Raw genomic sequence first — 18,742 nt, forward strand, 5'->3', positions numbered from 1 at the left:
CGATGACCATGGCGGCGGCCCGGGACGTGGTGCACGCGCTCGCGGACGCGGGCCTCACGGTGGCGACGGGGGAGTCCCTCACCGCCGGTCTGGTGGCCGCGCGCCTGGCCGACGTCCCCGGGGCGTCGGCCGTGCTGCACGGCGGCGTGGTGGCCTACCAGAACGCCGTGAAGACCGGCCTGCTGGGTGTGCCGGAGGACCTGCTCGCGCGGGTCGGGGCGGTGGATGCGGACGTGGCCCGACGGATGGCCCTCGGCGCCCGGGCGGCCCTGGGCGCCGACGTCGGTGTGGCCACCACGGGCGTCGCCGGGCCCGAGCCGCACCAGGGCCAGCCGGTGGGCACCGTGTGGCTCGGCCTGGCCGTGCCCGACGCGGACGCGAGCGCGCTGGACGTGCTCGGCGGCGAGCGCGACGGCGCGGCCACCGCGATCCTCCTCCGGCTCGACGGCGACCGGGCCGCGATCCGGGAGGCCACCGTCGCCGCGGCGCTGCAGGCCCTGACGCACCTGCTCGCCGGCCCCGGCCACTGAGGCTGCACGGGGGCGCCGACCGACCCGACTCGGCGCCCCGTCCCTGGTGCCGGCCCAACCCGGTGCGTAGGTTCGGCGCGATGGAGACCGCATCGCCTCCCACCCCGCCCGAGCATGCACCGCAGGACGGCGACGACGCCCCGGGCCCCCGCGTCATCGGCCTCGTGGCCGACCCGGGCACCCCGTGGGCCCTCGTGCGCCGCATCGCCGGGGACGTCGAGGACCGGCTCGACGAACGCCTGCCGCAGCCCGGCGGCTGGCGGGTCGAGACACGGCAGGAGTCGCTGCCGGTCGGTGCGACCGGGGGCATGGTCCTGGAGGAGCCGGTCCGCTCACTCGCGGACGGGCAGGGATGGGACACGGTGGTCGCCGTCGTCGACCTGCCCCGGTTCGACGACCGGCGCGGCGTGGTGGCGGACGTCGTGCCGCAGCTGCGGGTCGGCGTCGTGTGCGTCCCGGCGCTGGGGGTCATCACCCCGGCCCGCCGGCTGCGGGAGACGGTGCTGCGGATCGTCGAGCACATCGACACCGCCCCCCACGTGGACCCGCCGGACGGGGAGCTGGACGTGCAGTCCTCCGACGAGTCCGGCGAGGTGGAGGAGGACGACGACCGGTCCCCGACGGACGAGCCCCCTGAGCCCGACACGGACGCACTGCGGGGCATCGCCCCCCTGGTCGACGTCGACGCGGACGTGACCACGACCACCCGGATGGGCGGCGGGTCCCGGCGCACGTCCACGGTGTACGTGAAGGGCTGGACGGGCACGCTGCGTCTGCTGGCCGGGATGGTGATGGCCAACCGGCCGCTGCTCATGCCGCGGGACATGACGTTCACGATCGCCTCGGCCAGCGCGGCCGGTGCCTACGGCGTGTTGTTCGGCTCCATCTGGGTGCTCTCCAGCGTGATGTCCCCGGGGCGGCTCGCGGCGGTCAGCGTGCTGTCCGTCGTGCTGCTGGTGGCGTGGCTGGTCACCACGAACGGTCTGTGGACGCATGGTGCGGCCCACCGGCACAGCTCGCGGCTGGACGACCTCTCCACCGTGCTCACCGTGGGCCTGGCCTGCACCGTCGTCTACGTGCTGCTCTTCGTGACGCTGCTGCTGGTCGCGCTCATGATCATCCCCGTGGAGTATCTGGGGGAAGATCTCGACCAGCCCAGCGGCGTGGGCGACTACGTCCGGCTCGTGTGGCTCGCGGCGTCGATGGGCACGATGGCCGGGGCCGTCGGCTCGAGCCTGGACGACTCCGACCGCATCCGGAACGCCACGTACTCCCTGCGGGAACGGCATCGGCGCTCGGAGCGGCACGGGGGCGACGGGGCCGCGGAACGCCCGAGGGAGGGGGAGGCCGTGCCTCGGGAATGAACGCGACCCCGCCCGACGTTGAATGTAATGAGTCAAGAAGAGTGCCTCGCGGGATCAGGCCCGCGGCCCGGTGCCTTCAGGAAAAGTCCAGGAGCAGGCGATAGACATGATGCGACATCCCGTCCATTCCCACGGAATCACGCGCTGGGTCGATGACCAGCCCCGTCCCCGCGCGGCCGCCCCCGACATCAAGGAGCGCAGCATGCCCCTCCTCCGCCACGAGATCGGCGACGTCCTGCGCGACGTCCGGCAGCTCCAGGGCCGCACCCTGCGCGAGGTCTCGCACGATGCCCGTGTCTCGCTCGGCTACCTGTCGGAGGTGGAGCGCGGCCAGAAGGAGGCCTCCTCCGAGCTGCTGGCCTCGATCTGCCAGGCGCTGGACATCCCGCTGTCCTACCTGCTGCGGGAGGTCTCGGACCGGCTCGTGGAGCAGGAGGGCATGGTCGTCCCGGACACCCTGCCGGACGACCTCACGGACCCCAGCCTGGGCTCGCTGGCCGGCCGCTGACCCCGCCACACCCACGGCGCGGGCGCCCCGTCTCGGGGCGCCCGCGCCGTCTGCGTCCCCGTCCCTGACCCCGCGACCGACCACAGAGAGGACCGCCCGTGCGCGAGAGCGAGTTCCGCCGGCTGATGGACGAGGAGTTCGGCCCCGCCCGGGCCGGCCTCGTGGCCGACTCCCTGCACCTGCCCGGCCTGGACACCACCGCGACGGCGGCGCTCGCCGCCGGCGTGGACCCGCGGCGGGTCTGGCTGGCGGTCTGCGACCTGCATGAGATCCCGCAGGAGCGGCGTCTCGGTCGGGACGTGCCGCCGAAACGCTGACGCCGCGACGCGCTGGCGGGGCACTGCCCCTGTTCGAACACGTGTTCGAAGAATGCGGTAGAGTCCTGCACAGCAGTGCGACGGGGTGATCTCGTGCACAGGCGGGGCCGGCCACGCTTATCGTGTCCGCCGCCCCCCGTAGATTCACGGACATGACCGAGGCGGGCGCTCCAGCGTCCGCGGCAGCACCACCAGAGCTAGGGGTGAAGGATGAGCAAGGTGACGGATCGCGAGAAGGCCCTCGAGGCCGCTCTCGCCCAGATCGACAAGCAGTTCGGCAAGGGTTCCGTCATGCGGCTGGGGGACCAGACCCAGGCACCCGTCGAGGTCATCCCCACGGGCTCGGTGGCCATGGACGTGGCCCTGGGCATCGGCGGCCTGCCGCGCGGCCGCGTGGTGGAGATCTACGGCCCGGAGTCCTCGGGCAAGACCACCCTGGCCCTGCACGCGGTGGCCAACGCGCAGCGCAACGGCGGCATCGCGGCCTTCATCGACGCGGAGCACGCCCTGGACCCGGTCTACGCCCGCCAGCTCGGGGTGGACACGGACGCCCTGCTGGTCAGCCAGCCGGACACCGGCGAGCAGGCCCTGGAGATCATGGACATGCTCGTCTCCTCGGGCACCCTGGACATCGTCGTCATCGACTCCGTGGCCGCGCTGACCCCGCGCGCCGAGATCGAGGGCGAGATGGGCGACTCCCACGTCGGCCTGCAGGCCCGCCTCATGTCCCAGGCGCTGCGCAAGGTGACCGGCCGCCTGCACCAGACCAAGACCACGGCCATCTTCATCAACCAGCTGCGCGAGAAGATCGGCGTGTTCTTCGGCTCCCCGGAGACCACCACGGGCGGCAAGGCGCTCAAGTTCTATGCGTCCGTGCGCATCGACGTCCGCCGCATCGAGACCCTCAAGGAGGCCGGCAACCCCGTCGGCAACCGCACCCGCGTGAAGATCGTCAAGAACAAGATGGCCCCGCCCTTCAAGCAGGCCGAGTTCGACATCCTCTACGGGGTCGGCATCTCCCGCGAGGGCGGCCTGATCGACATGGGTGTCGAGGAGGGCATCGTCAAGAAGTCCGGCGCGTGGTTCACCTATGACGGGGACCAGCTCGGGCAGGGCAAGGAGAACGCCCGTCGCTTCCTCAAGGACAACCCGGACCTCGCCAACGAGATCGAGGAGCGCATCCTCACGAAGCTCGGCATCGGCGTGGCCCCGGAGGCCGAGGACGACGAGGCCCCGGCCCTGACCGCGGTTCCGGGGGACACCGCGGCCGGATGACCCGATCGCGCCGGAACGTCGGAGGCGGGGCCGCCCACCGGTCGGAGACGACCGGCCGGAGCGGCTCCGCTCCCGGTGCGTCCGCGTTCGACGACGCCCGGGACTCGGACGTGGGCCGGATGTGGCTCGATCTGGCCGGCGCACCGGAGCCGACGTCGTCCGACGCGGACGCCACGGAGGCCGCGCGGAACGCCGTGCCCGCGCACGATGCCGGGACCCCCGCGGGGGACGTCCCGGATCCCGCCCCCGGCGTGGCACCGGATCTCGGGGCCCTGCTGACTCGCGCGAGCGACCTGCCCAGCCCCGCGCCCGGCGCCGGGCCCCGGACGCTGCCCTGGTCCGGGCGCGAGGACACCCGGGCGGACATCGAGCGCCGGGGCCGGAAGCGGGCCACCACGCCCCCGCGGCGTGGCCGTCCTCGCGACGAGGGACGCCCGGCCGTGGATCCCCGCCCCGCCGTCGAGACCGACCGCCCCCGACGTCGCCCCGGCCCGGCGCCCCTGCCCACCGCACCGCGTGAGCGCGAGGAGGCCGCACGCGAGGTCGTCCTGCGCCAGCTCGCCCTGGGCCCCCGCTCCCGCGGCCAGCTCGAACGCAAGCTCGCCGAGCGCCAGGCCGAGCCCGAGCTGATCGAGCGCGTCCTCGACCGCTTCGAGGAGGTGCGCCTCGTGGACGACGCCGCCTTCGCCGAGGTCTGGGTCCGCAGCCGTCACCGAAGCAAGGGCCTGGCGCGCCGTGCCCTCGGGCACGAGCTCCAGCAGAAGGGCGTGGACCGGGAGATCGCCGCCGAGGCGCTCGAGGCCATCGACGGCGAGGACGAACGGGCCGCCGCCCTCGACCTCGTGCGCCGACGGCTGCGGGGCCGCACCGTCCCCGGCGGTGCCTCGCCGGAGGCCCGGGCCGAGCGGGACAAGGTGACCCGCCGCCTCGTCGGCATGCTGGGACGCAAGGGCTACGGCGGCGGCCTCGCGTTCGCCGTCGTGAAGGAGGTCCTCGCCGAGCACGAGGAGTGAGCGGACCCGGGCCGCGCCCGGAGTTCCTAGAATGGTGCGGTGACTCTGACGGACCCCACCCCCCGCACCACCCCGCTCGCGCAGGACGGCGCCGCCGCGCGCCCGCACGAGGGCCTGACCTATGAGGTCCGCACCTTCGGCTGCCAGATGAACGTGCACGACTCCGAGCGCATCTCCGGCCTGCTCGAGTCCACCGGCTACGCCCCGGTCGCCGAGGACGCCCAGGCCGACCTCGTGGTCTTCAACACGTGCGCGGTCCGCGAGAACGCGGACAACCGCCTGTACGGCAACCTCGGCAACCTGCGTGCGGTGAAGGACGCGCACCCGGGCATGCAGATCGCCGTCGGCGGGTGCCTCGCCCAGAAGGACCAGGCCGCCATCCAGCGCAGGGCCCCGTGGGTGGACGTCGTCTTCGGAACCCACAACATCGGCTCCCTGCCCGTGCTGCTGGAGCGCTCGCGCCACAACGCCGAGGCCGAGATCGAGATCCTCGAGTCGCTCGAGGTGTTCCCCTCCACCCTGCCCACCAAGCGCGACTCCACCCACTCCGGCTGGGTGTCCATCTCCGTGGGCTGCAACAACACGTGCACGTTCTGCATCGTCCCGTCGCTGCGCGGCAAGGAGAAGGACCGCCGCCCCGGGGAGATCCTCGCCGAGGTGCAGGCGCTCGTCGACGCCGGCGCCGTCGAGGTCACGCTGCTGGGCCAGAACGTGAACACCTACGGCGTCGAGTTCGGCGACCGCGGCGCGTTCGCCAAGCTGCTGCGCGCGTGCGGGGAGATCGAGGGCCTCGAACGCGTCCGCTTCACCAGCCCCCACCCGGCCGCGTTCACGGACGACGTCATCGACGCGATGGCCGAGACCCCCAACGTCATGCCGCAGCTGCACATGCCCCTGCAGTCGGGCTCGGACAAGGTGCTCAAGGACATGCGCCGCTCCTACCGGTCCGCGAAGTTCCTGCGGATCCTGGAGAAGGTGCGCGAGCGCATCCCGCACGCCGCCATCACCACGGACATCATCGTCGGCTTCCCCGGGGAGACCGAGGAGGACTTCGCCGAGACGATGCGGGTGGTCGAGGCCTCCCGCTTCTCTTCCGCGTTCACCTTCCAGTACTCCATCCGCCCGGGGACCCCGGCCGGGGAGATGGACCACCAGGTGCCCAAGGCCGTCGTCCAGGAGCGCTTCGAGCGCCTCGTGGCCCTGCAGGACCGGATCTCGGCCGAGGAGATGGCCACGCTCGTCGGCACCCGCCAGGAGCTGCTCGTCACCGCCGACTCCGGCTCCAAGGCCGCGGAGCGCGGCCGCCTGTCCGGGCGCGCACCCGACAACCGGCTCGTGCACTTCTCCGTGCCCGCCGGCGCCGAGACCCCCCGCCCCGGCGACTTCGTCACCGTGACGGTCACCGAGGCCCACCCGTTCTTCGCCGTCGCCGACCCGACCGCACAGGACTACGTCCTGCGCCGCTCCCGGGCCGGCGACGCGTGGGACCGCGCCCAGGCCGAGTCGTGCGGCGCGCCCGCCCCCGGCACGGCGGGCGGCTCCGGGGCCACGAGCCTCGGCATGCCGACCCTGCGCCCGCGGTCCTGATGTCCGCCGCCGCGGCCCGGCCGCCCGTCGTCGCCGTCGTCGGGGCGACGGCGACGGGCAAGTCCGCCCTCGCCGTCGCCCTGGCGCACGCGCTGGACGGCGAGGTGGTCAACGGGGACGCCCTGCAGTTCTACCGGGGGATGGACGTGGGCACGGCGAAGGTCACCCAGGCTGAACGCGAGGGCGTCCCGCACCATCAGCTGGACGTGCTCGACGTCGGCCAGGAGGCCTCGGTGGCGGCCTTCCAGTCCGCGGCCCGCGACCTGTTCGACCAGATCCGCGCGCGGGGTCGGACCCCGATCCTCGTGGGTGGCTCCGGGCTGTACGTGCGGGCGGCGCTGGACGTGCTCGAGTTCCCGCCCACGGACCCGGCGCTGCGGGCCGAGCTGGAGGCGCGCGCGCAGCGGGAGGGCCTGGCCGGGCTGAGGGCCGAGCTGGCCGCCCTGGACCCGGTCTCGGCGGAGCGGCTGCAGGACGCCCGCCGCATCGTGCGCGCGCTGGAGGTGTGCCGGCTGACGGGCCGCCCGTTCTCCGCGTTCATGCCGGAGCGCACGTACGCCCCGGAGGTCGCCCCCGTGGTGCAGCTCGGCCTGCGCCTGGACCGGGCCGAGCTGCACCGGCGGATCGCGGCCCGGGTGGAGCGCATGCTGGCCGAGGGCCTGCTGGACGAGGTCCGCCGCCTTGACGTCCCCGGGCCGGACGGGCTGCGGCAGGGACCGACCGCGTCCCGCGCGATCGGCTACGCCCAGATGCTCGCCGTCTTCGACGGCGAGCTCACCGAGGCGGAGGCGGCCGAGCAGACCGTCGTGGCCACGCGCCGGTTCGCCCGACGCCAGGAGACCTGGTTCCGGGCCGACCCGCGCGTCGTCTGGCTCGACGCGCAGGGCGAGGACGTCGTGGCGGAGGCGCTCGCCGTCGTCGCCGGGGGCGCCACCTAGACTGGGCCCATGACCGAGCAGCCCGCGGCGCCCGCCGCCCAGGACCCCCTCCACGCGAGCGCGCCGCGCGTGCCGTTCACGAAGGGCCATGGCACGGGCAACGACTTCGTGCTGATCGCCGACCCGGACGGCAACACGCAGCTCGACGCCCAGCGCGTCGCACGGCTGGCTGACCGGCACCGGGGGATCGGCGCCGACGGCGTCATCCGCGCCGTGCGGTCCGCGCGCCTGCCGGAGGGTGCGGCGCTGCTCGCCGAGCACCCCGAGGCCGAGTGGTTCATGGACTACCGCAACGGCGACGGCTCGATCGCCGAGATGTGCGGCAACGGGGTGCGCGTCTTCGTGCACTTCCTGGTCGAGAAGGGCCTCGTGGACCTGGCCCCCGGCCGGTCGATCACCATCGGCACGCGCGCCGGTGTGAAGGCCGTGACCCGGCTCGAGCACGGCTACGCGATCGACATGGGCCCCTGGTCCTACCTCGACCCCGAGCTGGCGGAGGAGGCGGCGTCGGACTCGATGGTCCTCGCCCACGGCCTCACCGATCCGCGTCCGGCGCTGAGCGTGTCGCTGGGCAACCCCCACACCGTGGTCCCGCTGGCCTCCTTCGCCGACCTGCAGGGTCTGGACCTGGGCCGCGCCCCCGAGGTGGACCCGGCTCCGCCGCACGGCACGAACGTCGAGTTCGTGGCCGCGCACGAGCCGCTCGTGCGCGAGGGCGTCGGCCGCGTGCGGATGCGCGTGCACGAGCGCGGGGTGGGCGAGACCCAGTCCTGCGGGACGGGCGCGTGCGCGGCGGCTGTGGCGATGCGCGCGTGGTCGGGCGACCAGGGCTCGGACTCGTGGCTCGTCGAGGTGCCCGGTGGCGTGCTGGCCGTGGATGTCGTGCCGGGTCCGGAGGGGGCCGAGCACGTGGTCCTCTCGGGGCCGGCCGAGCTGGTCTTCGACGGCGAACTCACCGCCTGACCGCTGTCGTTCGGGAAACGGCGGGCCACGAACCGCTGTCGTTCGGGAAACGGCGCCTCAGCGCGCCCGCGCCACCCGCAGGATCCGGAAGCCCTTGACGCTGTCCGCCCGCTCCGCGGTGAACCGGCTGGGCGCGCGCTCCTCGAGCATCCGGCCGATCCACGGCAGCAGCGAGTCCGCGCCGAGGTTCTTCTGCACCACCAGCCAGGCTTCGCCGCCGGGGGCCAGTCGTGGCAGCCACCGCTCCAGCAGGGCGTGCAGCGCCGGCTTGCCGATCCGGATGGGCGGGTTGGACCAGATGAGGTCGAACTCCGCGCCCTCGGGGACGTCCTCCGGCCGCAGTGCCACGACATTGCCGAGGCCCAGCGCCGCGGCGTTGTCGCGGGTCAGCTGCAGGGAGCGGTCGTTGACCTCGACGGCGGTCACCTCCGCCTCGGGCGACCGCAGCGCCAGCGTGAGGGCGACCGGCCCCCAGCCCGCGCCGACGTCGAGGAACCGGCCCCTCGCCGGCGGCGCGGGCACGGCCGAGAACAGGGCCGCGGTGCCCTTGTCCAGACCGTCCGGGGAGAAGATCCCGTTGGCCGTCTGGACCTCGACGTCGCGGCCGGCCAGGCGGGTCCGCAGGGTGCGGCGCCGCTCGGGCGCGGAGGGGTCGGCGTCGAAGTAGTGGGATGCGGAGCTCACGGCGACCATGGTAGCCAGCAGGTCGTCGCGGCCCTCAGCCCGACGCCGGCCCGGCCAGGTCCGCGAGGATCGCGCGCGCTGCGTCGCGCCCGGCGCGGTTGGCCCCGACCGTGGACTGGGAGGGGCCGTAGCCGAGGAGGAACAGGCGCGGCTCGTCCAGGGCGCGCGCGCCCGCCACGCGGATGCCGCCGGCGGGCGTGCGCAGCCGCAGGGGAGCGAGGTGCCGGATCGCCGGCCGGAAGCCGGTGGCCCAGAGGATCACGTCCGCCGGTTCGAACGAGCCGTCGGGCATCCGCACCCCGTCCGGCTCGACGGCCGTGAACATGGGGTGGCGCACCAGCACGCCTCGTGTCTCGGCCTCGCGCACCCAGGACGAGCGGTGCATCCCGGTCGCCTCGACCACGGAGCCCGGCGGCAGGCCCGCACGGATCCGTTCGTCCACCCCGCGCACCGACTCGGCCAGGGCGCCGGGCGCGGCCGAGTCCTGCCACTGCGGCTCGCGGCGGGTCACCCACAGGGTGTCCGCGACCGTGGAGGTCTCGGCCAGCAGCTGCGTCGCCGAGACGCCCATGCCCACGATCCCCACCCGCTGCCCGGCGAACTCGTCCTTGGACACGTAGTCATGGGTGTGCAGCTGCCGGCCGCGGAACGAGCGCATCCCGGGCACCGAGGGCCACCGCGGGGACGTCCAGGTGCCGGTCGCGTTGACCACGAAGTCCGCCCGCCACGTGCCCGGCGCCCCGTCCGTGCGGACGAAGAACCCGCGCGCACGTCCCGGCTCGCCGATCCGCTCGACGCGCCTCACGCGCACGGGCCGCCGGATCGGCAGGGCGAACCGTGCCTCGTAGTCCGCGAAGTAGGCCGGCAGCAGGGCGTTGGCGCGCGCGGCCGGGTCGGCCGGCGGCACCGGGTCGCCGGGCAGCTCGTGGATGTGGTTGACGGTGGCCATCGTGAGCGAGTCCCAGCGGTGCTGCCAGGCCCCGCCCGGGGCGGTCTCCGCGTCGAGCACCACGAACGTGCCGGGGGCGTCCTCGGGGACGCCGGCGGCGCCGTCGTCGTTCGGAGTCAGCCCCACGAAGCCGCGGCGGCGCAGGTGGTAGGCGGCGGACAGCCCCGCCTGGCCCGCGCCGATCACGACGACGGTCGCCCGGCCCGTCCGGCCGGGCTGCGGCGGGGCGGGGGGGGGGGACGCGGTCATGCCCGCAGGATACGTGCGCGTCGTCAGCGGACCGGGCGCCGGGGCCCCTGTCGCCCACACGCGCCGCCCGGTACACTCGACGCCCATGTGGATCTTCCTGCGCTGACGCCCCCGCGTCACTGCCCGCCCCCGCCCCCTCGCGCGCCCGCCTCGGATGAGGCCGTCGAGCGCGCCCCGGCACCTGATGGAGATCCCACCATGGACGATGTGGTCCGCCCCTGCACGCCCGCCGACGAGACTTCGTGGCTGCGGTGCCGCGTGCTCGCCTTCCTCCCGCGAACGGAGCCGCCGCGAGATCGTCGCAGCGCGGCGCCGACCCCTGCCCACACGGCCGTGCGCGTCACCCGTCACGTCCGCCCCCTGCGGACAGCCGCCTAACGCGTCCGCGCACCCCTTTACCCTGAGACCATCGGGCCACCCGACCGCGGCGGCCCAGAGGAGACCATGACTGAGAAGAACCAGCACACCCCCGGCCCCCAGGGCACCCACGGCTCCGAGGACGAGATCCAGGCCGTGATCGAGCGCATCCTGGCCGCCGATGACGCTCGCCGTGCCTCCGAGCGCGAGGCGACCGGGCGCGGCTCCGCGGTCAGCGTGGCCGCGGACGACGAGGGCGCCCCCGACGCCGGCACCCCGGACCGTTCCGGCGCGCTCGCGGGCCGCGCACTCGCCCTGAACGAGGGCGAGGACGGCCACACGGACGCCGACGGCGACCAGGACGAGCTCGCCGCGCGTCACTCGCTCAAGCGCGTGCAGGGCCTGTCCACCGAGCTCGAGGACATGACCGAGGTCGAGTACCGCCAGCTGCGCCTGGAGCGCGTGGTGCTGGCGGGCGTCTGGACCGAGGGCTCCGCGGAGGACGCGGAGAACTCCCTGAGGGAGCTCGCCGCGCTCGCCGAGACCGCGGGCTCGGAGGTGCTCGACGGCGTCATCCAGCGCCGTGCCACCCCGGACCCGGCCACGTTCCTCGGCAAGGGCAAGGCGCAGGAGCTCGCCGAGATCGTGGCGCTCTCCGGCGCGGACACCGTGGTGGTGGACTCCGAGCTCGCCCCGTCCCAGCGCCGTGCGCTGGAGGACGTGGTGCGGGTGAAGGTGATCGACCGGACCGCGCTGATCCTGGACATCTTCGCCCAGCACGCGAGCTCGCGTGAGGGCCGCGCCCAGGTCGAGCTCGCGCAGCTCGAGTACCTGCTGCCGCGCCTGCGCGGCTGGGGCGATTCCATGTCCCGGCAGGCCGGCGGCCGTGCCGCCGCCGGCGAGGGCATCGGCTCCCGCGGCCCCGGCGAGACCAAGATCGAGCTGGACCGCCGCCGCATCCGCACCCGCATGGCGAAGCTGCGCCGGGACATCGCCGGGATGAAGCCGGCACGCGAGGCCAAGCGCGCCAACCGTCGTCGCAACCGGGTGCCGTCCGTGGCGATCGCCGGCTACACCAACGCCGGCAAGTCGTCCCTGCTCAACCGCCTCACCCACGCCGGGGTGCTCGTGGAGAACGCCCTGTTCGCCACCCTGGACCCCACCGTGCGCAAGGCCATGACGCCGGACGGCATCGGCTACACCCTCTCGGACACGGTCGGCTTCGTGCGGAACCTGCCCACGCAGCTGGTCGAGGCGTTCCGCTCCACCCTCGAGGAGGTCGCGGACGCGGACGTCATCCTGCACGTCGTGGACGGCTCGCACCCGGACCCCGAGGGCCAGATCGCCGCGGTGCGCTCCGTGTTCGCGGAGGTGGACGCGCACCGGATCCCCGAGATCATCGTGCTGAACAAGGCGGACGCGGCGGACCCGGCCGTCGTCGCCCGGATCCGGTCCAAGGAGCCCCACGCCGTGGTGGTCTCCGCGCGCACCGGCGAGGGCATCGACGAGCTCGAGCGCGCCATCGCGGCCACCATCCCGCGGCCTGACGTGCGGCTCGAACTGCTGATCCCGTTCACCCGGGGTGAGCTGGTCTCCCGCCTCCACTCGGCGGACGCGGAGATCCTGGCCGAGGGCTACGAGGAGGGCGGCACCCGCCTGTCCGTGCTGGTCCGTGAGGACATCGCGTTGGACTTCGCCGAGTTCGTCGTGGAGGCGGACGCGTTGTGAGCGGCGGGGCGGAGGAAGTCGGGGCGGGCGGCGCGCAGCCCCGCACGGAGCGCGAGCGCGAGGCGCTGCGCCTGCTGGACGCCGCGGTGCAGGCCACCGGCGGCCAGCATCGCGCGGGCCAGCGGGAGATGGTGCTGCAGGTGGCGCGCGCCCTCGAGTCGCGCCGCCACCTGCTCGTGCAGGCCGGCACCGGCACCGGCAAGTCCCTCGCCTACCTCATCCCCGCGATCCAGCACGCGATGACGCAGGAGGACCCCGTCGTCGTCGCCACGGCCACGCTCGCGCTGCAGGCCCAGATCATGAAGCGGGACGCCCCTCGGCTGGTCGAGGCGCTCAAGGACGAGCTGCCTCGCGAGCCCGTCGTCGCCCTGGTCAAGGGCCGCTCCAACTACCTGTGCCGGCACAAGGTGGACGGCGGCTACCCCGGGGACGAGGGCGAGGAGGCCCTCTTCACGGTCGCCGACGACGGCGGGGTGATCGGCTCCGCCACGGACGGCGCCGCCGGGCCCTCCTCCCTGTTGGGCAAGGAGGTGATGTACCTGCGGGCGTGGGCGGACCAGACCGAGACCGGGGACCGCGACGACCTCGAGGTCCCCGTCACCGACCGCGCGTGGCGGCAGGTCTCCGTCTCCGCGGTCGACTGCCTCGGCGCGTCCCGCTGCCCCCAGGCCGAGGAGTGCTTCTCCGAGCGGGCCCGCGCGGACGCGGCGGACGCGGACGTCGTGGTCACCAACCACGCGATGCTCGCCATCAGCGCCTTCGAGGGGCTCGCGGTGCTGCCGGCGTACTCGGCCGTCGTCGTGGACGAGGCCCACGAGCTGCAGGACCGGGTGACCGGTGCGGTCACCGGGCAGCTGTCCGGGTCGATCGTGCACGGCGCCGCCACCTCGCTGCGCCGTCACACCACCGTGGCCGTGGAGGACCTGATCGAAGCCGGGGCGGCCCTGGACCGCGCGTTCACGGACACCCCGTCCGGCCTGATCGCCGCCGGCCCGGACGAGGTGCAGGAGCAGGCCCTCACCGGCGTCCTCACGGCCGCGCGCCAGTGCCTGTCCGACCTCGGCCAGGACAAGGACAAGGAGGCCGACGCCGACGGCGGACGGCAGATGGCGCGCTCGCGGATCCTCGAGGTCCTCGAGGTGGTGGAGCGCATGCTCGCCGCCAGGCCCGAGGCCGACTTCCCCGAGGTGCTGTGGGCCACCCGCCCCGGCCACTTCGAGCCCGGCGTGGGCTGGCAGCCGGGGGACGAGACCGACCCGCCCCAGCTCTACGTGGCCCCGCTCTCGGTGGCCGGCAAGCTGCGGGAGGGCCTGTTCGGCAAGGCGACGACGGTGCTCACCTCCGCCACGCTCACCGTGGGCTCGGGGGAGCGCCGGTTCGACTCGGTGGCCGGCGACGTGGGCCTGGCCGGTCCGGACGCCCCGAAGTTCGAGGCCCTCGACGTCGGCAGCCCCTTCGACTACCCGCGTCAGGGGGTGCTCTACGTGGCCCGGCACCTGCCCCGGCCCGGCAGGACGGCCTCGCCGGAGTCCCTGGATGAGCTCGAGGCGCTCCTGAGGGCGTCGCGGGGCGGGGCCCTCGGCCTGTTCTCCTCGCGCCGGGCGGCCGAGGACGCCGCCGCCGAGATGCGCCGTCGGCTCGGGCCGAAGACCACGATCCTGTGCCAGGGGGACGCGACCCTCTCCGCCCTCGTGCGCCAGTTCGCCGAGGAGCCGGACACGTCCCTGTTCGGCACCATGAGCCTGTGGCAGGGCGTGGACGTGCCGGGGAACTCGCTGCGGCTGGTGGTGATCGACCGCATCCCGTTCCCGCGGCCGGACGACCCGCTCTCCCAGGCCCGCACCCGGGACGTCGCCCGGCACGGCGGCAACGGGTTCATGCGGATCTCCGCCACGCACGCGGCCGTGCGCATGGCCCAGGGCGCCGGGCGCCTCGTGCGCTCCGTGACGGACCGCGGCGTGGTGGCCGTGCTGGACCCCCGCCTGGCCACCGAGCGGTACGGCGGCTACATCACGAGCGCCCTGCCGGACTTCTGGCGCACCACGGACGGCGACGTCGTCCGTGGGGTGCTGGCACGGCTCGCCTCGGGCGATTGAGCTCGCTCGGCCTCGGGCCGTCAGCCCGGCCCGGTCGGAGGGAGCGGGTCAGAGCGAACGCAGGACCGTGACGACCCGCCCCATCACGGTGGCGTGATCGCCGAGGATGGGCTCGTAGGCCGTGTTCTGGGGGAGGAGCCAGGTGTGCCCGTCGCGGCGGCGGAAGGTCTTCACGGTGGCCTCGTCGTCGAGCAGGGCCGCGACGATGTCGCCGTTCTCCGCCGTCTCCTGCCGGCGCACCACCACCCAGTCGCCGTCGCAGATCGCGGCGTCCACCATCGAGTCACCCGTGACACGCAGCATGAACAGCTCGCCCTCGCCCGTGAGGCGTCGCGGGATCGCCATGACGTCCTCGACATGCTGCTCGGCCAGGACGGGGCCGCCCGCCGCGATGCGGCCGACCCAGGGGACCGGCACGCTGTCCGCCTCGTCCGTGCCGGTGTGCCACGCGGGGATCGTGGAGACCTGCGACGACGGCGCAGCGGCGGGGGAGGCGGCCTCGCCCAGCGGGGTGCCGTCCACGTCGAGCAGCACCTCGAGGGCACGCGGGCGTCCGGGGTCGCGCCGGATGTAGCCGTGCCGCTCGAGACGGCCCAGCTGGTGCGTGACGGAGGAGAGCGAGGCCAGGCCCGCGGCGTCGCCGATCTCGCGCATGGAGGGCGGGTAGCCGTGGTCGGCGATCGCGTCCCGGATGGTCTGCACGATCCGCCGCTGGCGGTCGGTGAGCGGCGCGCGCGCCGCCGGCTGATCGTCGGTGGTGCTCATGGCTGCCGTCCGTTCTCCCGGGGTGATGGTGGCCGGACTCGTGTTCCGGCGTCCGGCTGCCGTCCGGACGCTTACCGTGTCCGCCCCCGCTGGTTGCCTGTGTCCTGGCGATCCCCGGGGGCGTTCCGGGGCGTCCGTGCATCGCTTCGAGCCTAGAGGAGAGCCGCCTCTCCTTCAAAGATATGTTCGATCTCGTCGTGGCGTGTCTCGAACACCTGTGCTAGAAAGGGATTCGAACGGATTCGAACAGATGTTCGATCGCCTGGAGGGCATCCGCCCCGGAGGAGGACACCATGACGCTCACCACCGCCCAGTTCGCCGGTTCGCCCGCGACGGCGCGGCCGCGTCCGGCCACCATCCGTCTGACCCGCCGCGGCCGCCTCGTGCTGCGGGGGATCCCCGTGATCGCCGCGGCCGTGGCCGCCACGCTGGCGGCCGCCTTCTTCCTGGGTGTGCTGCTGTCGCCCGCCGCGGTGTCCGCGGACACCGCGGGACCGGCCACCCAGTCCGTCACGGTCATGCCCGGGGACAGCCTGTGGACCATCGCCGCCACGGTGGCGCCGGAGGCGGACGTCTACGAGGTGATCGCCACGATCGACGAGCTCAACGGGCTCGAGGGCCGGGCCCCCGCGCCGGGCGAGGAGCTGTTCGTCCCGGCCATGCGGTGACGCACGGCGGGCCTCGCCCTCCACGGTTCCTAGACTGGCGGCCATGACCGACCTCAGCTCCCTGCCCCTGCGCGAGAACCTCCGCGGCCTGAGCCCCTACGGCGCCCCCCAGCTGGACGTGCCGTACATGCTCAACACCAACGAGAACACGCATCCGGTGCCGCAGGAGGTCGCCACCGCCATCGCCGAGCGGGTCGCGGCCGTCGCCGGGGGGCTGAACCGCTACCCGGACCGCGAGTTCACGGGGCTGCGACGTGCGCTCGCCGGCTACCTCGGCCACGGCCTCACGGCGGACCACGTGTGGGCCGGCAACGGCTCCAACGAGATCCTGCAGCAGATCCTCCAGGCCTTCGGCGGCCCCGGACGGACACTGCTGAGCTTCCTGCCCTCGTACTCCATGTACCCGCTGCTGGCCGGCGGCACGGACACCGTGTTCGTGGACGGCGGCCGCGCCGCGGACCACACCCTCAGCGCCGAGCACGCGGCGGCCATGGTGCGGGAGCACCGTCCGCACGTCGTCTTCCTGGCCTCCCCCAACAACCCGACGGGCACGGCCCTGGACCTGGCGACCATCGAGGCCGTGTACGCCGCGCAGGCGCAGAACGAGGCCGCCGGCGGGCCCGGCGCGATGGTCGTCGTGGACGAGGCCTACGCGGAGTTCGCCCTCGCCGGCACCCGCTCCGCCCTTACGCTCCTGCCCGGCCGCGAGCGGCTGATCGTCACGCGCACCATGTCCAAGGCGTTCGCCCTGGCCGGCGCGCGCCTGGGCTACCTGGCCGCGGACCCCGCCGTCGCCGACGCCCTGCGCCTGGTGCGCCTGCCGTACCACCTCTCCGCGGTCACGCAGGCCACGGCGGAGGCCGCCCTCGACCACGTGGACGCGCTGCTGCGCACCGTGGAGGACATCAAGGCCCAGCGCGACCGCATCGTCTCCACCCTGCGCGGCCTGGGACTGAGGCCCTCGGTGTCCGACTCGAACTTCGTCTTCTTCGGTCACCTCGAGGACGCGTCCGACGTGTGGCGCCGCCTGCTCGACCGCGGCGTCCTCGTGCGGGACGTCGGCATCCCGCACCACCTGCGCGTCACCGCCGGCACCGAGGCGGAGACGACGGCGTTCCTCACCGCTCTCGCGGAGGTCCTCGGCGAGACCGGGGACCGGTCCTGAGGCGTCACCGGAGTCTCGGCGTCCGCCCGGCTCCCTAGGATAGGGACAGCGCGCGCGGCGCCCCGGCCCGCCGGCACCGGCCGCGCGCACCCGCATCCCCCCGCACCCGTCCCGGACCGGTGCGGACCCAGCCCGAGGAGGACCCGTGGCAGCCGAGTTGATCTCCGGACGCCGTGCGCGCATGACGCGCACCACGAGCGAGTCGGACGTGTACGTCGAGATGGATCTGGACGGCACCGGCCGCGCTGAGATCTCCACCACCGTGCCGTTCTACGACCACATGCTCACCGCGCTGTCCCGGCACTCCCAGATCGACCTGACGGTCCGTGCCACCGGGGACACGCACATCGACGTGCACCACACGGTCGAGGACGTCGCCATCACCCTGGGCGAGGTGCTCAAGACCGCGCTCGGGGACAAGTCCGGCATCCGCCGCTTCGGCGAGGCGTCCGTGCCGCTGGACGAGGCGCTGGCGCGCGCCGTCGTCGACGTCTCCGGCCGGCCGTACCTCGTGCACGAGGGCGAGCCCGAGGGCCAGCAGTACCACCTCATCGGCGGGCACTTCACCGGTTCCATGACCCGCCATGTGTTCGAGTCGATCACGTACCACGCGGCGATCTGCCTCCACATGGACGTCGTGCGAGGCCGGGATCCGCACCACATCGTCGAGGCGCAGTTCAAGGCCTTCGCCCGCGCCCTGCGCGCCGCCGTCGAGGACGACCCCCGCATGACCGGCGTGCCCTCCACCAAGGGCGCCCTCTGATGGCCCGCCCCACCACCGTCCCCGGCGTGCGGCCGCGCGTCGCCGTCCTGGACTACGGCTCGGGCAACGTGCACTCGGCCCTGCGTGCCGTGGAGCGGGCCGGCGCGGAGGTCGAGCTCACGCGCGATCCGCAGGCCGTGCAGGAGGCCGACGGGCTGCTCGTGCCCGGCGTCGGGGCGTACGCGTCCGTGATGCGGGCACTGACCGAGGTCGGCGGCACCCGCTGGATCGGCCGCCGCGTGGCCGGGGGCCGACCCGTCCTCGGCATCTGCGTGGGCCACCAGATCCTCTTCGACGCCGGCGTCGAGCACGGCGAGCGCACCGCAGGCATGGGGGAGTGGCCGGGTGTCGTCGCCGAGCTACCCGCCGAGGTCCTGCCCCACATGGGCTGGAACACCGTCCGGCCGCCCGAGGGCAGCGCCCTCTTCGCGGGCATCGAGGACGAGCGGTTCTACTTCGTCCACTCCTACGGCGTGCTCGAATGGGAGTTCGACCAGACGATCTCCGCCATGCGTCCGCCCCAGGTCACCTGGGCGCACCACGGCGCGGACTTCATCGCCGCCGTGGAGAACGGCCCCCTGTCGGCCACGCAGTTCCACCCCGAGAAGTCCGGGGACGCCGGGCTGCAGCTGCTGCGCAACTGGCTGGAGACCCTCTGATGCCCTACTGGTCCGTCCTCTACCTCGCCCTCGGCGGGCTGCTGCTCGGCGCCGCCTGGTCCATGCGCACGCAGAAGGCGCCGCTGTGGGCCATCGTGATCGTCCTCGTGCTGGCCGGCATGGCCATCGCCGCCTCCTTCCTGACCGTCGGCGCCTGACCGCGC

19 protein-coding genes are annotated in these 18,742 nt (G+C 74.1%); 16 read left to right on the plus strand and 3 right to left on the minus strand.

Annotation, left to right across the window (positions count from 1 at the left end):
- Window positions 1–8: 8 nt before the first annotated feature.
- The 9 genes from NR072_RS04085 to dapF all read left to right on the plus strand — a co-directional run bounded on the left by NR072_RS04085 (window position 9) and on the right by dapF (window position 8,495).
- Entirely contained in the window at window positions 9–530 is a 522-nt protein-coding gene (locus NR072_RS04085; protein ID WP_095353821.1) for a CinA family protein, read from the plus strand.
- Window positions 531–610: 80 nt separating this feature from the next.
- Complete coding sequence (locus tag NR072_RS04090) at window positions 611–1,894, plus strand: hypothetical protein (RefSeq protein WP_256836254.1); 1,284 nt, start codon at window positions 611–613, stop codon at window positions 1,892–1,894.
- A 106-nt stretch (window positions 1,895–2,000) separates the two neighbouring features.
- Window positions 2,001–2,402: a helix-turn-helix domain-containing protein gene (locus NR072_RS04095; protein ID WP_036315027.1), complete on the plus strand. Its 402-nt coding sequence runs from the start codon at window positions 2,001–2,003 to the stop codon at window positions 2,400–2,402.
- A gap of 98 nt (window positions 2,403–2,500) precedes the next feature.
- Window positions 2,501–2,719 (plus strand): DUF3046 domain-containing protein, encoded by a 219-nt coding sequence (locus NR072_RS04100; protein WP_002856506.1) that lies wholly within the window; start codon window positions 2,501–2,503, stop codon window positions 2,717–2,719.
- A 210-nt stretch (window positions 2,720–2,929) separates the two neighbouring features.
- Complete coding sequence (recA, locus tag NR072_RS04105) at window positions 2,930–3,994, plus strand: recombinase RecA (protein ID WP_041104259.1); 1,065 nt, start codon at window positions 2,930–2,932, stop codon at window positions 3,992–3,994.
- A gap of 119 nt (window positions 3,995–4,113) precedes the next feature.
- Window positions 4,114–5,007: a regulatory protein RecX gene (locus tag NR072_RS04110; protein WP_254184060.1), complete on the plus strand. Its 894-nt coding sequence runs from the start codon at window positions 4,114–4,116 to the stop codon at window positions 5,005–5,007.
- A 39-nt stretch (window positions 5,008–5,046) separates the two neighbouring features.
- Window positions 5,047–6,594, plus strand: coding sequence for a tRNA (N6-isopentenyl adenosine(37)-C2)-methylthiotransferase MiaB (gene miaB / locus NR072_RS04115; protein WP_020628159.1), 1,548 nt, complete (start codon window positions 5,047–5,049; stop codon window positions 6,592–6,594).
- Window positions 6,594–7,532 carry a tRNA (adenosine(37)-N6)-dimethylallyltransferase MiaA gene (miaA, locus tag NR072_RS04120; protein WP_256836270.1) on the plus strand — a complete coding sequence of 313 codons (939 nt, stop codon included), beginning with the start codon at window positions 6,594–6,596 and terminating at the stop codon, window positions 7,530–7,532. The genes miaB and miaA overlap by 1 nt, the downstream gene beginning before the upstream one ends.
- A 9-nt stretch (window positions 7,533–7,541) precedes the next feature.
- On the plus strand, window positions 7,542–8,495 hold the full coding sequence (gene dapF / locus NR072_RS04125; RefSeq protein WP_036336799.1) for a diaminopimelate epimerase: 954 nt from the start codon (window positions 7,542–7,544) through the stop codon (window positions 8,493–8,495).
- Window positions 8,496–8,552: 57 nt separating this feature from the next.
- On the opposite strand, the gene NR072_RS04130 is transcribed toward dapF, so the two are convergent.
- Both NR072_RS04130 and NR072_RS04135 read right to left on the minus strand, forming a co-directional pair.
- On the minus strand, window positions 8,553–9,188 hold the full coding sequence (locus NR072_RS04130) for a class I SAM-dependent methyltransferase (RefSeq protein WP_134416538.1): 636 nt from the start codon (window positions 9,186–9,188) through the stop codon (window positions 8,553–8,555).
- Between the two features lie 25 nt (window positions 9,189–9,213).
- Entirely contained in the window at window positions 9,214–10,377 is a 1,164-nt protein-coding gene (locus tag NR072_RS04135) for an NAD(P)-binding domain-containing protein (RefSeq protein WP_256836273.1), read from the minus strand.
- Between the two features lie 444 nt (window positions 10,378–10,821).
- Here NR072_RS04135 and hflX point away from each other — a divergent pair, with 444 nt between their 5' ends.
- Together hflX and NR072_RS04145 are read left to right on the plus strand one after the other, a co-directional pair.
- Window positions 10,822–12,462, plus strand: a complete 1,641-nt coding sequence (gene hflX / locus NR072_RS04140) for a GTPase HflX (protein ID WP_044658588.1) — start codon at window positions 10,822–10,824, stop codon at window positions 12,460–12,462.
- A complete protein-coding gene (locus tag NR072_RS04145) occupies window positions 12,459–14,558 on the plus strand; it encodes an ATP-dependent DNA helicase (protein WP_044658587.1) in 2,100 nt (699 codons plus the stop codon). Before hflX ends, NR072_RS04145 begins: the two co-directional genes overlap by 4 nt.
- A gap of 48 nt (window positions 14,559–14,606) precedes the next feature.
- Here NR072_RS04145 and lexA read toward each other — a convergent pair whose 3' ends face one another.
- The gene (gene lexA, locus NR072_RS04150; protein ID WP_044658586.1) at window positions 14,607–15,323 is read right to left on the minus strand and encodes a transcriptional repressor LexA; all 717 of its coding nucleotides are present in this window, start codon (window positions 15,321–15,323) and stop codon (window positions 14,607–14,609) included.
- Between the two features lie 293 nt (window positions 15,324–15,616).
- Between lexA and NR072_RS04155 the strand changes: the two genes are divergently transcribed.
- From NR072_RS04155 to NR072_RS04175, 5 genes are all read left to right on the plus strand, one after another.
- A complete protein-coding gene (locus NR072_RS04155) occupies window positions 15,617–15,991 on the plus strand; it encodes a LysM peptidoglycan-binding domain-containing protein (RefSeq protein ID WP_044658585.1) in 375 nt (124 codons plus the stop codon).
- A 43-nt stretch (window positions 15,992–16,034) separates the two neighbouring features.
- A complete protein-coding gene (locus NR072_RS04160) occupies window positions 16,035–17,156 on the plus strand; it encodes a histidinol-phosphate transaminase (protein WP_044658584.1) in 1,122 nt (373 codons plus the stop codon).
- Window positions 17,157–17,337: 181 nt separating this feature from the next.
- Window positions 17,338–17,919, plus strand: coding sequence for an imidazoleglycerol-phosphate dehydratase HisB (gene hisB, locus NR072_RS04165; RefSeq protein ID WP_152743305.1), 582 nt, complete (start codon window positions 17,338–17,340; stop codon window positions 17,917–17,919).
- A complete protein-coding gene (hisH, locus tag NR072_RS04170) occupies window positions 17,919–18,578 on the plus strand; it encodes an imidazole glycerol phosphate synthase subunit HisH (RefSeq protein WP_004167703.1) in 660 nt (219 codons plus the stop codon). Before hisB ends, hisH begins: the two co-directional genes overlap by 1 nt.
- A complete protein-coding gene (locus tag NR072_RS04175; protein WP_004167696.1) occupies window positions 18,578–18,736 on the plus strand; it encodes a hypothetical protein in 159 nt (52 codons plus the stop codon). The genes hisH and NR072_RS04175 overlap by 1 nt, the downstream gene beginning before the upstream one ends.
- Window positions 18,737–18,742 lie beyond the last annotated feature (6 nt).

The sequence above is a fragment of the Micrococcus sp. Mcc89 genome, assembly GCF_024519795.1.
GTDB classification, from domain to species: domain Bacteria; phylum Actinomycetota; class Actinomycetes; order Actinomycetales; family Micrococcaceae; genus Micrococcus; species Micrococcus luteus.

Excerpts from the sequence above, each read along its gene's own strand:
- NR072_RS04085 (WP_095353821.1), top strand. The coding sequence starts at position 9 with ATGGCGGCGGCCCGGGACGTGGTGCACGCGCTCGCGGACGCGGGCCTC.
- NR072_RS04090 (WP_256836254.1), top strand. The coding sequence starts at position 611 with ATGGAGACCGCATCGCCTCCCACCCCGCCCGAGCATGCACCGCAGGAC.
- NR072_RS04095 (WP_036315027.1), top strand. The coding sequence starts at position 2,001 with ATGATGCGACATCCCGTCCATTCCCACGGAATCACGCGCTGGGTCGAT.
- recA (WP_041104259.1), top strand. The coding sequence starts at position 2,930 with ATGAGCAAGGTGACGGATCGCGAGAAGGCCCTCGAGGCCGCTCTCGCC.
- NR072_RS04110 (WP_254184060.1), top strand. The coding sequence starts at position 4,114 with ATGTGGCTCGATCTGGCCGGCGCACCGGAGCCGACGTCGTCCGACGCG.
- miaA (WP_256836270.1), top strand. The coding sequence starts at position 6,594 with ATGTCCGCCGCCGCGGCCCGGCCGCCCGTCGTCGCCGTCGTCGGGGCG.
- dapF (WP_036336799.1), top strand. The coding sequence starts at position 7,542 with ATGACCGAGCAGCCCGCGGCGCCCGCCGCCCAGGACCCCCTCCACGCG.
- NR072_RS04130 (WP_134416538.1), bottom strand. The coding sequence starts at position 9,188 with ATGGTCGCCGTGAGCTCCGCATCCCACTACTTCGACGCCGACCCCTCC.
- NR072_RS04135 (WP_256836273.1), bottom strand. The coding sequence starts at position 10,377 with ATGACCGCGTCCCCCCCCCCCGCCCCGCCGCAGCCCGGCCGGACGGGC.
- hflX (WP_044658588.1), top strand. The coding sequence starts at position 10,822 with ATGACTGAGAAGAACCAGCACACCCCCGGCCCCCAGGGCACCCACGGC.
- lexA (WP_044658586.1), bottom strand. The coding sequence starts at position 15,323 with ATGAGCACCACCGACGATCAGCCGGCGGCGCGCGCGCCGCTCACCGAC.
- NR072_RS04155 (WP_044658585.1), top strand. The coding sequence starts at position 15,617 with ATGACGCTCACCACCGCCCAGTTCGCCGGTTCGCCCGCGACGGCGCGG.
- NR072_RS04160 (WP_044658584.1), top strand. The coding sequence starts at position 16,035 with ATGACCGACCTCAGCTCCCTGCCCCTGCGCGAGAACCTCCGCGGCCTG.
- hisB (WP_152743305.1), top strand. The coding sequence starts at position 17,338 with ATGACGCGCACCACGAGCGAGTCGGACGTGTACGTCGAGATGGATCTG.
- hisH (WP_004167703.1), top strand. The coding sequence starts at position 17,919 with ATGGCCCGCCCCACCACCGTCCCCGGCGTGCGGCCGCGCGTCGCCGTC.
- NR072_RS04175 (WP_004167696.1), top strand. The coding sequence starts at position 18,578 with ATGCCCTACTGGTCCGTCCTCTACCTCGCCCTCGGCGGGCTGCTGCTC.